Source organism: Chamaesiphon sp. (genome assembly GCF_041737865.1).
GTDB lineage: Bacteria > Cyanobacteriota > Cyanobacteriia > Cyanobacteriales > Chamaesiphonaceae > Chamaesiphon.
On record NZ_JBGSQZ010000320.1, the window covers coordinates 20263 to 32580 of the forward strand.

At 45.2% G+C, this 12318-nt stretch carries 12 protein-coding genes; 7 read left to right on the forward strand and 5 right to left on the reverse strand.

Annotated features, from left to right (window positions below):
* Window positions 1–463 precede the first annotated feature (463 nt).
* Window positions 464–979 (reverse strand): pentapeptide repeat-containing protein, encoded by a 516-nt coding sequence (locus tag ACEW9J_RS25045; RefSeq protein ID WP_373547785.1) that lies wholly within the window; start codon window positions 977–979, stop codon window positions 464–466.
* Window positions 980–1042: 63 nt separating this feature from the next.
* Between ACEW9J_RS25045 and ACEW9J_RS25050 the strand changes: the two genes are divergently transcribed.
* Together ACEW9J_RS25050 and ACEW9J_RS25055 are read left to right on the forward strand one after the other, a co-directional pair.
* Window positions 1043–1330: a hypothetical protein gene (locus ACEW9J_RS25050; protein WP_373547786.1), complete on the forward strand. Its 288-nt coding sequence runs from the start codon at window positions 1043–1045 to the stop codon at window positions 1328–1330.
* Window positions 1266–1601 (forward strand): hypothetical protein, encoded by a 336-nt coding sequence (locus tag ACEW9J_RS25055; RefSeq protein ID WP_373547787.1) that lies wholly within the window; start codon window positions 1266–1268, stop codon window positions 1599–1601. The genes ACEW9J_RS25050 and ACEW9J_RS25055 overlap by 65 nt, the downstream gene beginning before the upstream one ends.
* Window positions 1602–1911: 310 nt before the next feature.
* Here the strand turns inward: ACEW9J_RS25055 and ACEW9J_RS25060 are convergent, their stop codons facing one another.
* Window positions 1912–2559: a response regulator transcription factor gene (locus ACEW9J_RS25060; protein WP_373547788.1), complete on the reverse strand. Its 648-nt coding sequence runs from the start codon at window positions 2557–2559 to the stop codon at window positions 1912–1914.
* A gap of 436 nt (window positions 2560–2995) precedes the next feature.
* Entirely contained in the window at window positions 2996–4735 is a 1740-nt protein-coding gene (locus ACEW9J_RS25065; RefSeq protein WP_373547789.1) for an ABC transporter ATP-binding protein, read from the reverse strand.
* Between the two features lie 237 nt (window positions 4736–4972).
* Here ACEW9J_RS25065 and rplI point away from each other — a divergent pair, with 237 nt between their 5' ends.
* Together rplI and dnaB are read left to right on the forward strand one after the other, a co-directional pair.
* Complete coding sequence (rplI, locus tag ACEW9J_RS25070) at window positions 4973–5431, forward strand: 50S ribosomal protein L9 (RefSeq protein ID WP_373547790.1); 459 nt, start codon at window positions 4973–4975, stop codon at window positions 5429–5431.
* A 311-nt stretch (window positions 5432–5742) separates the two neighbouring features.
* Window positions 5743–7089: a replicative DNA helicase gene (gene dnaB, locus ACEW9J_RS25075; RefSeq protein ID WP_373547791.1), complete on the forward strand. Its 1347-nt coding sequence runs from the start codon at window positions 5743–5745 to the stop codon at window positions 7087–7089.
* 141 nt (window positions 7090–7230) lie between these two features.
* On the opposite strand, the gene ACEW9J_RS25080 is transcribed toward dnaB, so the two are convergent.
* A complete protein-coding gene (locus tag ACEW9J_RS25080; RefSeq protein WP_373547792.1) occupies window positions 7231–8277 on the reverse strand; it encodes an NAD(P)-dependent alcohol dehydrogenase in 1047 nt (348 codons plus the stop codon).
* Between ACEW9J_RS25080 and folP the strand changes: the two genes are divergently transcribed.
* The 3 genes from folP (at window position 8276) to ACEW9J_RS25095 (ending at window position 10849) form a co-directional block, all read left to right on the forward strand.
* Window positions 8276–9412, forward strand: a complete 1137-nt coding sequence (folP, locus tag ACEW9J_RS25085; RefSeq protein ID WP_373547793.1) for a dihydropteroate synthase — start codon at window positions 8276–8278, stop codon at window positions 9410–9412. The two genes, ACEW9J_RS25080 and folP, sit on opposite strands and share 2 nt — an antisense overlap.
* A gap of 171 nt (window positions 9413–9583) precedes the next feature.
* Window positions 9584–9736: a hypothetical protein gene (locus ACEW9J_RS25090; RefSeq protein ID WP_373547794.1), complete on the forward strand. Its 153-nt coding sequence runs from the start codon at window positions 9584–9586 to the stop codon at window positions 9734–9736.
* A gap of 189 nt (window positions 9737–9925) precedes the next feature.
* Window positions 9926–10849 carry a bifunctional riboflavin kinase/FAD synthetase gene (locus tag ACEW9J_RS25095; protein WP_373547795.1) on the forward strand — a complete coding sequence of 308 codons (924 nt, stop codon included), beginning with the start codon at window positions 9926–9928 and terminating at the stop codon, window positions 10847–10849.
* Window positions 10850–10942: 93 nt separating this feature from the next.
* Here ACEW9J_RS25095 and ACEW9J_RS25100 read toward each other — a convergent pair whose 3' ends face one another.
* Window positions 10943–11953, reverse strand: a complete 1011-nt coding sequence (locus tag ACEW9J_RS25100) for an ABC transporter ATP-binding protein (protein WP_373547796.1) — start codon at window positions 11951–11953, stop codon at window positions 10943–10945.
* Window positions 11954–12318: the final 365 nt, after the last annotated feature.

The window sequence follows — 12318 nt, forward strand, 5'->3', positions numbered from 1 at the left end:
CCCAACACCACCAATATCGATTACCTCCGGTACGCTACGCAAACGCACATTGCCGTATCAGGCGATGGATATTGGTTAATTATTTGAAATATTCTTCGCGCAGGAGATTGTAGGTTGGGTTGAGTGAAGCGAAACCCAACATCACCGATATCGATTACCTCCAGTACGCTACGCAAACGCACATTGCCGTGTCAGGCGATGGATATTGGTTAATTATTTGAAATATTCTTCGCGCAGCGTGCTGGAGGCAATCAGAAAGATGTAGCGATACCCGATAATCATCGAACGATCGTTCCGTTATAATGCTGGGGTTGTTGGGTTTCGAGGCTCAACCCAACCTACAGGGAGATATCCCACTGGTTAAAAATTTTTTGCTAACTTACCAGATAATTTTCAAAACTCAATTAAAAATAATACTTCAATTATTTCTCTACCTGCTGCGCTGATGGCAGATGATGAAAATTCATCTAAACTCTTCGGGGAAGTATTCAGCGTGTCCGGTAGTAAGCCAGGGAATAGCGAACAGCTTACCGTTGGGAAGATAGGTTTGCCACAAGATGATGTTGGAAAGAGAGTTGTCACGAGATCCAAAGTGGGGATCGATGTTGGCATCCCTGAGATCGGCAAAAGCCAGGTTAGCATCGAACAATCTGCAACGCAAATCAGCACCGTTCAGACGCGCCCCTCTCAAATTAGCCCCTTCCAGATTAGCCCGACTGGAATCAGCATTCTTACAATTGGCACCAACCAAATTGGCATTTCTCAGATCGGCACGAGTCAAATTACTACCACTCAAGTCTCTAATAGTAGCCCCAATCAAACAGGCTTCAGTGAGATCGAGACCACTCAAGTTAAGATCGCTAAGATCGAGTCCAATCAAATTAGCTCTGGTGAAATCCGTCTGACCACAGGCAATAAGCGTTTGGACTTTAGCGAAGGTCGGTCTGGGTCCGTCGTTAATATATTCCCAGTCTTCCATCTTTCTGATGCTCCTCAAATACTCTCTAATCTTCAAAATACCACGATAGATATCTGGTCAGACTTGCTCAAAGCTAAAACATCTCTAAACTTCACCTTCAACATCACCAACCTCCCCACCGGACATCTAGCTGAAGGCACCATCACCAGCTACAACACCAACGGCACCCCCAAAACCGCCACCATCACCATCGACAACGATGCCAACGGAGTCGGCTGGTTCATCGACACCACCCCACAGGATAATAGCGAATTCACCGGAGTAAACACCTACCTCCTACGATCTCATGAACACCAGCCTCAAACCTGGCGTTCGCAAACTCCCATCGGCGATGGATTGGGCGATTATTAACGCTATTTCTGGGACGGGGAGACTGGGAGACGGGGGGACTGGGGGAACAGTCAACCCTGCCCACCTCACCGCTGGCGCATTAATCGGCATCACCAACGGCAACTTCACCTACCAACCCGTTTCCACCTATGTCGGGAACGATAGCTTCACCTACCTCGGTGTCGGTAGCGACGGACAAATCTCCAACCTTGCTACCGTCAACCTCACCGTCAATAACCTCGCACCACGATCGATTCAATCTCCATTCCCACTATACTTTGCACGGTCATAATTTGAGGTTAGGGTGTGGGGTGTGGGGTGTGGGCTGTCGGGTATGGGGACATTATCGATAGATCGTGTTTTTATCAAAAGCGCAAGCTTTGACCATGCCAAGTATAACATTAAAGAAGGACAACCCATCCAACTCTCAGCCACAGCCACCTGGAACTTTGATCGTGATGGTAACGATTCGGTCATTCTGGTGAAGTCGTTGGGTTTCGAGGCTCAACCCAACCTACAATTTACCAAAGCTAAAACCTAAAGCCTAAAACCTAAAGCCTAGCTAAAGCCTAAAGCCTAAAACCTAAAGCCTAAAGCCTAACTCACGCCATTCTCGTCTCGATTGCCCAGCGGGCTAATTCGGTGCGATTGCTCAGTCCGGTTTTACCTAGCATATTCGAGACGTGACTTTCGATCGTGCGTTGACTGACATTCATCTGGATGGCGATTTCCCGATTTGCTAGTCCTCTAGCTACTAATTGCACTACTTTTAGTTCGGTTGGCGTGAGTTCTACAGTAGTTGGAACTTGAATTGATGAACCATCGTCTCCCATACAATCGGTATGTAATAACAACCGATTTGTTTGCTTGAGCGAAGACTCGACTTGGGCGACGAGTTCTTCTGGCTCGAATGGTTTGACCATATAGACATCAGCACCCAAGTTTAGACCTTTGATCCGATCTTGACTTTGACCTCTAGCCGAGAGAAATAAAACTGGAATCCAGCTCGTGCGCGGATCTTGGCGGACATTTTCGATCAGTGCATAACCATCCATCTCTGGCATCATGATGTCACAGACGATCATATCAGGGAGATCTTGGGAAAGCAGGTGTAGAGCTTCTTTGCCATTATCGGCGGTCAGTACTTCATAGCCTCGAAACTCTAAATAATCCCTAACTAATAAGATGAGATTTGGGTCATCATCGATTAATAGTAGTCGCTTGCGGTCTTTTCCACCAACTGCTTTCATAATCTTCTGACTGGAGTTAACCGTCTGTAACGATCGATAATTTGTATTTAAACACCCAATTGGGTCGGAATGCTAGCGAATACTCAACTTATTTAAACAAAATAGCTTCTATTAGAAAGATATCATTGTTACTTTGTCGATAAGAGATCGGACTTGACATCCATTGCTGCGGATTGACTAGGTATTCGATACTAGTCGAACTGCGCCGCAGGTATTTATAGCCTTGGGGTATCCTGCTGATTCTGTCACCAGAGGCTGTAACTAGCATAATTTAAACCACAGGTGTATATAGATAATACTCCAAGATTGCGATCGAGCGGTAATCATTTTTCTAAGCTACTAATGAGCTAGTCTAGATGTGCTAGATATCAGATGTTAGCAAGTATAGAAAACACTAAATTTTTCACCTTAAAACCCAAAACCTAAAGCCTAATCCCTAATGCAATAATTCCTCCAACTGATTTTGACCGCACAACCATTGATACAAGCCTTCTTGACTAATCAACTCCTGATGGGTACCTGTTTGGACGATTTCACCTTTTTCCATCACCAAAATCCGATCGGCTGTCGCCGCAGCGGATAATTGATGAGTAATAAAAATCGTCGTGCGTTTTTGTCCGGTTTTGGACAGATTTTGGAGAATGGCTGTAGCTGTCTGATTGTCTACACTAGACAGCGCATCATCCAGAATCAGAATCGGTGAATTTAGCAGTAATGCGCGGGCGAGGGCTGTGCGTTGGCGTTGTCCGCCAGAGAGGGTAATTCCGCGTTCGCCGACGATTGTGTCGTATTGCTGGGGAAAGTTCAGGACTTCCCAATGGATTTGTCCGAGTTTTGCGGCGGCTTCGACGACAGTTTGGTTGGCTAAAGGATCGCCATAACGGATATTATTCTCGATCGAGGTACTAAATAAGAAACTTTCCTGCGGTACATAGGCAATTGCCGATCGCAAGTCGGCTAAACTCAGATTAGTCAGATCGTAACCATCGATAAATAAACTATTTTCAGGTATTTCTACCAGTCGGGGTAAGGCATTAGCCAGGGTGGATTTCCCCGAACCGATCGGCCCGACGATCGCGATCGTTTCACCTGCTTCGATTGTAAAATTGAGATGTTTGAGTGCGGGTGTCTCGGCACCAGGATAAGTGTAGCTAAAATCCCGTGCGGTAATTTGACCTTGTAATCCGGTATCTAAGTGGAGCGCAGTAGGTGCGTCGGCAATTTGAGGTTGATTGAACAGGATGGCTTCGACTCGATCGATACTGACTTCACCGCGTTGATATGCTGTAATTGTAAACCCTAATAATGCCGTCGGAAAAATTAGATTTTGGGCATAAATAACCAGTGATAAAAAGCCACCGACACTAATTTCTTGGTTGGCGATCGCCAGTCCACCCTGCCATAATAAGACTAACAAGCTAATCGATGCCAGCCCTTGAATAATCGGGAAGATCGTATTTCGCGATTCAGCAAGTTTGAGATTGGCTGTAAATAACTCTTGATTCTTCTTCCGAAATGCTCGTCGTTCGTTTTCTTCCTGAGCGTAGATTTTGATCAACGCAATCCCACTCATATCCTCTTGAATCAACTCACTCAAATCTGAAATTGATTCTTGCACGACTACCTGCTGATCTCGCAGTTGTCCGCTAAATAACTGTACCGCAACCAACATCAACGGATATACTGCCAATGCCATCAGTGTCAGCTTGACATCGATAAATAACATCGCAGGTAAAGTCAACGCATAAGCAAAAATAATATTCGCCGTACTCAACACCGCAAAGCCTACCAACCGAGTGATATTCTCAACATCGCTAGTAAACCGATTGACTAAATCTCCCACCGTCGTCGTGGCAAAATAACCTGGCTCCAACTGGAGTAGATGCTCGAAGATATTCTGCTTGAGCGTCGCTTGTACCTGTCGCCCTACCCTAAAGATCGTAATCCGCGAGATCATCCGCACCACCCACATTACCGTCGTCAATGCGACGATCGCGATCGCCAGTTGAGTGAGATAATCACTAGTAAATGAAGTTCTCAGTCGATCGATCCCTTCTCTAATTAGCAGTGGGATATAAACACTCAAAGCATTGACAATAAATAGCGCAAAAATACCTTGTGCTACTTGCCCGCGATAGGGATTGAGATAGTTGAGCAGTTTTTGAAAACGAGACATCAATATGGGGGGATTGGGGGACTGGCTTGCACTGTTGGCGTTAGCCTGCCGTAGGCAATGCGAAGTCGTTGGCGTTAGCCTGACGTAGGCACAGTGGGGACTGGGGGAGAAACTTGGAAAGTAAATTCAGATCCTAAAACCTAAAGCCTAAAGCCTAAAGCCTAGATTGTGTGATAAAATTAAAGGTTTGTGGCACTGTCTCAAATATAGCTCAGAAAGCTTAAATAAGAAATCAATATGGCAAAGCGCGTACAGTTAGTTTTAACCCAAGATGTCCGTAAACTGGGCAAAAATGGCGATTTAGTTGAAGTAGCACCTGGTTATGCTCGTAACTATCTCCTGCCCCAAAAGATTGCCACAAATGTCACCCCTGGCATCCTCAAGCAAGCCGAAAAGCGTCGTGAAGTCGAGCGATTACGCTTACTGGCATTGAAAGAAGTAGCTCAAACTCAGAAAATCGCGATCGAAAAAACAGGTAAATTCTCTATTGCCAAGCAAGTTGGTGAAAACGAAGCAATTTTTGGTACAGTCACAACTGCCGAAGTCGCTGAAGTTATCAAGGAACTCACTGGGCAAGAAATCGACAAACGTGATATCACGATGCCAGACGTAGCCAAGCTCGGTACTTATAGAGCCGAACTCAAGCTCCATCCAGAAGTTATCGTCACTGTCGAGATCGAAGTAGTCTCTAAGTAATTTTAGCTTCCAAAGATCGAATCAGGCTGCACCCGCAGCCTATTTTTATATCTACAGCTTACTTTTTAGTATAATGGTACTATAGCAATCCTAAATTAGATGCTTGGGATTGGATACTAGTGCTCATGCGGCTAACGCCTAACACACCCTACATCAACTAGATCGACTCATTTAAGTATAATAGTACCAGTAATCGATCGCGTTGAATTCTAGCCCTGCCTGTGAGGGTGGGCGGGTTTTAAACAAAATCTCTCGCTTTGTTTGAGTCCATAGTATAAACCCGCCCCTACAGATCCTAACGCCCAACGCACATGTCAGATACACCTAACTTTCGATCTACAAGTCTGCTACCCCCCCAGAACATTGAAGTTGAGGAAGCCATATTGGGCGGGATATTACTCGATCCAGAAGCAATTGGAAGAGTTGCCGAAAAGCTAGTACCAGAGGCTTTTTATACACCAACACACACCGATATTTACTTAGCACTTTTAGCTCTCAATAGTCAAGGAAAGCCGACAGATTTATTGACAGTTACCGACTGGTTGACCGACCAAAATCAGCTTGAAAAGATTGGTGGTCAGGCTAAATTAATTCAACTATTAGAACGAACAGTTAGTGCTGTAAATATTGATTCGCTAGCTGTACTAGTGATGGATAAATACATCCGTCGAGAATTGATTAAAGCTGGTACAGAAGTCACTCAACTGGGCTATGCGGCCGATCGACCGTTAGAAATAGTCCTCGATGAATCAGAACAACAAATCCTCAATTTAACCCAAGCAAGACCCAAGCAAGGGTTAACACCGATCAAAGAAATTGTTGCAACTACCTACCAAGATATTCAAGATCGTCATGACAAATTAATTCCGCCTGGATTGACAAGTGACTTTAGCGATTTAGATGGAATGACAGGTGGTTTTCAGCGATCGGATCTAATCATTATTGCGGGTCGTCCGTCAATGGGAAAAACAGCGATAAGTTTGAATATTGCCTATAATATGGCAAAATTGCATAAGCTGCCAGTATTAGTATTTAGCTTGGAAATGTCCAAGGATCAATTAGTTCAAAGATTGATTGCTAGTGAATCAGGAGTAGATAGCAATCGCCTCCGCGCTGGGCGGATTAGTCCCAATGAATGGGATCCGATATATAAAGCACTAGACAGGATTTCTGAGCTGCCAATCTATATCAATGATAATGCTAGCATGATGTTGATGGAGATGCGAAGTCAAGCACGAAAATTGCAAGCCGAGCATGGCGGCACGTTAGGATTGATCATGATCGATTACCTACAACTGATGGAAGGTAGTAGTGACAATCGCGTCCAGGAAATATCCAAAATTACTCGTGGTTTAAAAGGACTGGCGCGAGAATTACAAGTACCATTAATTGCTTTGTCACAACTAAGTCGCGGTGTTGAAGCGAGAAATAACAAACGTCCAATGATGTCAGATTTGAGAGAATCAGGTTCAATTGAACAAGATGCAGATTTAATTATTATGCTCTATCGCGATGCTTATTATAATCCTGATACACCCGATCGAGATATTACTGAATTAATTATTACCAAACATCGGAATGGCCCAACGGGTATAGTAAAATTAGTTTTCGATCCAGCTTTAACTAAGTTCAAAAACTTGGCTCGTCCGATGAATTAGCTTAGATATTACTGTCTGCTTGTTTCGAGCGAACTAGAAATTGGCAGCAGAATTATTCATTCGATCTGACAATCGCATCTTACACTAAGAAGGGATATTCGATCGAGTATCCCTTCTGAGCTTAGACTAGGGCGTATGTATCTAGGCCTGTTGTAATGTTGCCATATCAATTACGAAGCGATACTTGACATCACTCTTGACTAAGCGATCGTAAGCTTCATCGATCTTATCGATCGGGATGAGTTCGATGTCTGAAGTAATGTTATGCTCGCCACAAAAATCCAGCATCTCTTGAGTTTCTTTAATGCCGCCAATCAGGGAACCGCTGAAACTGCGCCGACCAAAAACGAGCGTACTAACATTGACGGAGAGCGGGTCGGTTGGGATACCAACTTGGGTAAGATTGCCATCGCGTTTTAGTAGCACAAAGTAGGCATTGATATCATGCTGTGCGGAGACAGTATCGAGAATGAAATGAAAACTATTGAGGTGTTTTTTCATCTCATCCGCATTTTTGGAATTGACGACTTCATCTGCGCCCAGCCGGATGGCATCATCAACTTTATTTGCCGAGGTGGTAAAGACTACCACATGTGCGCCCATCGCCTTCGCCAATTTCACGCCCATGTGTCCCAGCCCGCCAAGTCCGACGATGCCAACTTTTTGACCTGCACTCACATTATGGTGATGTAAGGGCGAATAAGTAGTGATACCAGCGCAGAGGAGTGGAGCAGTAGCCGCAAGATCCAAATTGTCGGGAATGTGCAGCACAAACGCTTCATCCACGACGATATTCTGAGAGTATCCGCCGTATGTCACGCCGCCGAGGTGTTTGTCAGCAGAGTTGTAGGTAAATGTTGTGTCTGGGCAGAATTGTTCTAAGTCTTCCTCGCAGTTGGCACAGGTGCGGCAGGAATCGACCATACAGCCGACTCCAGCGGTGTCACCTGCTTTGAATTTGGTGACGTGCATACCAACTTTAAGCACGCGTCCGACGATTTCGTGACCGGGTACGCATGGATAGGCGGTACCTTGCCATTCGCCACGGACGGTATGTAAGTCTGAGTGACAGACACCACAATATAAAATTTCGATCTGGACATCATGGTTGCCAACTTCACGGCGTTGAAAGCTGAAGGGGGCGAGTGGAGTTGTGGCACTTTGGGCTGCGTAGGCAAGAGTTTTCATGATTTTACGAGTGGAGGACTTTGCTCTGCTCGGTGATGTCTGCGGTATTGAAGAGCGAGTGAGCATTCTTTACCAGTTTAACGATCCTGACTTCTGTTTGAACTTGATGCCGACAATTGGCTCATTTGGATATAGCAATCCTAAATCAGTATTAGACATTGGTGCGTTACGGCTTGAGCCTAACACACCCTACATCAACTTGATGCCGACAATTGGTTCATTCGGCTATCGTGCCAAAGGCGATCGAATTCGATCGATAATAGTATGTTGTAGAAACGAGCGAGTAGTGACTAAAACTTTGAAGATTCGGGATAAAAGTTTCGACTGGGGTAGTCGAACGTATATCATGGGCGTATTGAATGTTACTCCCGATAGTTTTAGCGACGGGGGAAGATTTGCGACGGTGAATGCGGCGATCGATCGAGCCGTCCAAATGGTAAATTCAGGTGTAGATATCATCGATATCGGGGGTGAGTCTACCAAGCCAGGTGCGATACCTGTAGATGCAGCAATAGAATTAGAGCGCGTGATTCCAGTAATTGAGGGCATCCGTCAACTCGCTACCGAGCAGATCCCGATCTCGATCGATACTACCAAATCAGCCGTCGCTAGAGCTGCAATCGCGGCTGGTGCAGACATAATTAATGATGTCTCAGGTGGACAATATGACTCCCAGATGTTGGCGACAGTCGCGCAACTGGGCGTACCCTATATCCTGATGCACCTGCGCGGTACGCCAACGACGATGACGCAGATGACTGATTATGATGATGTAGTAGCGGAGATTTTAGGCTACTTTGAAACTCAGATCGATCGCGCCGTATTCTGTGGAATCGATCGATCCCAGATTATCATCGATCCAGGCATTGGTTTTGCCAAAACCTATCAGCAGAGCATTGAATTAATCCGCCATCTCGACAGGTTCCAGATCCTAGATCTGCCCCTATTAGTCGGTGTATCGCGCAAAAGCTTCATCGGGAAGATTTTAGACCAACCCGACCCCAATCAGCGGTTGTGGGGCACCGCAGCCGCTTGCTGTGCCTCAATTGCCAAGGGTGCAGATATCCTCCGCGTCCACGATGTGGCGGAAATGGTCGATGTCAGTCGGGTTGCAGATGTGATGTTTAGAACTTAGGATCTAGAGGGGATGAGTTTAGACGCTCAGTCAAAAGTGATGAGAAAATAGATCGTAGTTAGAAATATTATTATCATGACCAACTCACCCGAACCAAACCAATCAGAACGAGATCTCCGACGCAGATTTCGCGAGATGGATTGGTGAGTCCAACGCTTGGAAGCGACTCAGATGCCAGCCAAAAGTATCGATGAAGCTTTTCAGCAAGTATTTGATGAACTAGACGAACTTCAAGATAAATCTGATGCAATGAAAGTAGATCTTGCCAGACTAGAAGGCAAGATCGATATTATTTTGAAGCATCTGACGGGTTTAGATACCTAATCTCGCGATCGATCGACTTCCAGTTATCTTAGATATTAGCGATAGCTATTATCTTTGGTGCGTTACGCTTGAGCGATAACACACCCTACGATCTTCTGAAAAATCAAATAGGACTGCAAAATCTCTAGTTCGATCGAGTCTAACTCTAAAAACAGCAAATAAGCGATCGCCAAATAGTAACCAATAAAAGTGCAGCTTAACTCATCTCTTGAAAATATATTGACTCCGACAGCGATTGCGCTAGGTAACTTTGACGGCATTCATCGGGGTCATCTAGAGGTGATTCGCCCTGTTTTAGACTGGGATGCAGATATTTCCAAAACGGTGGTCACATTCGATCCTCATCCCCAGCAATACTTTACCGGACAACAACGACAACTAATCACAACTTATCAAGAAAGAGCGGCAATCTTAGCAGAGTTGGGAATCCAACAAATCATTTTATTACCATTCGATCGAGAGTTGGTGAAATTATCGCCCCAAGAATTTGTCGAGCGAATTTTAGTCGATCGATTACAAGCTAAATTTATTAGTGTGGGCGAAGATTTTCGGTTTGGAAATCAACGCGCTGGTACAGCAACCGATTTAGTCACGCTGGCGGCTGCGGCTGGAATACCGACACGGATTGCGCCGTTAGAAACAGATGGAGATCGCCGAATTAGTAGTTCGCGAATTCGGGCTACATTGCTATCTGCTGATTTGACACTGACTAAAGAGTTGCTGGGACGACATTACTCGATCGGCGGTATGGTAGTAAGTGGACAACAAATTGGTCGATCGATCGGGTTTCCCACTGCTAATCTCAACTATCCGCCCGAAAAGTTTCTGCCCCGTCAGGGTGTTTATTGTGTGCGGGTAGACACCCCCGCAGCTACCCAATTACCAGGGGTAATGAATATCGGCAAACGCCCGACGGTAGCAGGACTAAATACGACTGTAGAAGTCCATCTGCTCGACTGGGAAGGCGATCTTTACGATCGGCCACTCACAGTTTACCTGCATCACTTCCTGCGATCGGAACAAAAATTCACCGATCTTGCTGCACTCACAAATCAGATTCAAGCCGACTGCCATCAGGCGAGGGTATTTTTTGAGCCAGATAATTTTAGTTAACGAAGAACATGGGTTGAAATCCACAGCATCACAACCCAGTTATCAATTATCAATTATCAATCATCAATTAATTCAAGCTACCGTTGGCTGAAATTAGCTGCTCGATCGAATGCCGCGTAGTTCCATCTGCTGCATGAAAAAATCTTCTAGCGATGCACGTCCTTGTTTGAGCGAGAGTAAGTCGGCATCTAGTAATCGGAGTGTAGCTAGAAACTCTTGCGGTTCGCCGTGCATTTGTCCAGACCAACTATTATCATCATAAGTGATATTCGGAATCCACCGACTCAGGACATCAGGATTGCCACCACGTCCAGAAACATCATAATATCGATGCTGCGTTGAAGAGGCTCCGCCAATGTCATTTGGCAGTAATTCTGCTAAAGTACCGCAGCAAATTAGTTCGCCTTGGGCTAAGATTCCCACTCGATTGCAGATTTGTTCTACTTCAGCGAGAACGTGACTATTAAAAAATATCGTCTTACCTTGGTCGCCTAGAGAGATGATGATCTCGCGCATCTGTTTTCTGCCCAGAGGATCGAGTCCAGACATCGGTTCGTCGAGAAAAACGAGTTCGGGGTCATTAATTAAAGCTTGTGCCATGCCGACCCGTTGTACCATCCCTTTAGAGTACTGACGGAGTTGCTTTTTCTTAGCAGCCGATTGGGCTAAACCGACTAGCTCTAATAATGCAGGAATGCGTTGTTTATAGATCGATCGAGGGATTTCAAATAGTCCAGCGGTATACTCTAATAATTCCCAACCAGTGAGAAAGTCATAGAAGTAGGGATTTTCTGGGAGATAACCAATTCTCTGTTTGATCGATCGATCTCCCAAAGGTTTACCAAGCAATAGTCCCCTACCAGCGGTAGGTTTAACGATGCCTAATAATGTCTTGAGGAGAGTAGTTTTTCCCGCACCATTTAAGCCCAACAATCCAAAAGTTTCACCGCGCTGGACTTGCAATGTACATTCTTTCAATGATTCAACTTTGCGATTGAGCCAAAATCCAGTTCGGTATACCTTGCCTAATTGATAAGTTTCGATCGCAGATTCGATCGGGTGAGTTGATACCGATCTATCTAATATTTCAGTGGTTACAGTCATAACTATCGGGGGCGGGGTGTAGAGAATTTGTAATGATAAACGCAAGTATAAACGACCCTACTCTGTTTGTCTCAGACTGACTTCCCTTGAGTTTTACCCTCTCCTCTCGATCGAGCTACCGTGTCTATACAAATCGGTTAGACTTCGGCGGAGATGGTGTTACCCCCAACCCTCCCCTTATAAAGCGGATGCGCGCACTGTTCGGGTTCCCCACTGGGCGGGAGACCCGATTCCTGACAAGTTAAGGTTTTCGATCGAATGTCAACACCTACATATAGCGTAATTGTCGGTTCAATCGCACCATATATCAAAAATCTCGATCGATAGTGCTAATGTATTCAATCGCTGAATGTCCGATGAAACGG

Coding starts and splice junctions, on each gene's coding strand:
- ACEW9J_RS25045 (WP_373547785.1), bottom strand. CDS start 979: ATGGAAGACTGGGAATATATTAACGACGGACCCAGACCGACCTTCGCT.
- ACEW9J_RS25055 (WP_373547787.1), top strand. CDS start 1,266: ATGAACACCAGCCTCAAACCTGGCGTTCGCAAACTCCCATCGGCGATG.
- ACEW9J_RS25060 (WP_373547788.1), bottom strand. CDS start 2,559: ATGAAAGCAGTTGGTGGAAAAGACCGCAAGCGACTACTATTAATCGAT.
- ACEW9J_RS25065 (WP_373547789.1), bottom strand. CDS start 4,735: ATGTCTCGTTTTCAAAAACTGCTCAACTATCTCAATCCCTATCGCGGG.
- rplI (WP_373547790.1), top strand. CDS start 4,973: ATGGCAAAGCGCGTACAGTTAGTTTTAACCCAAGATGTCCGTAAACTG.
- dnaB (WP_373547791.1), top strand. CDS start 5,743: ATGTCAGATACACCTAACTTTCGATCTACAAGTCTGCTACCCCCCCAG.
- folP (WP_373547793.1), top strand. CDS start 8,276: ATGATTTTACGAGTGGAGGACTTTGCTCTGCTCGGTGATGTCTGCGGT.
- ACEW9J_RS25080 (WP_373547792.1), bottom strand. CDS start 8,277: ATGAAAACTCTTGCCTACGCAGCCCAAAGTGCCACAACTCCACTCGCC.
- ACEW9J_RS25090 (WP_373547794.1), top strand. CDS start 9,584: ATGCCAGCCAAAAGTATCGATGAAGCTTTTCAGCAAGTATTTGATGAA.
- ACEW9J_RS25100 (WP_373547796.1), bottom strand. CDS start 11,953: ATGACTGTAACCACTGAAATATTAGATAGATCGGTATCAACTCACCCG.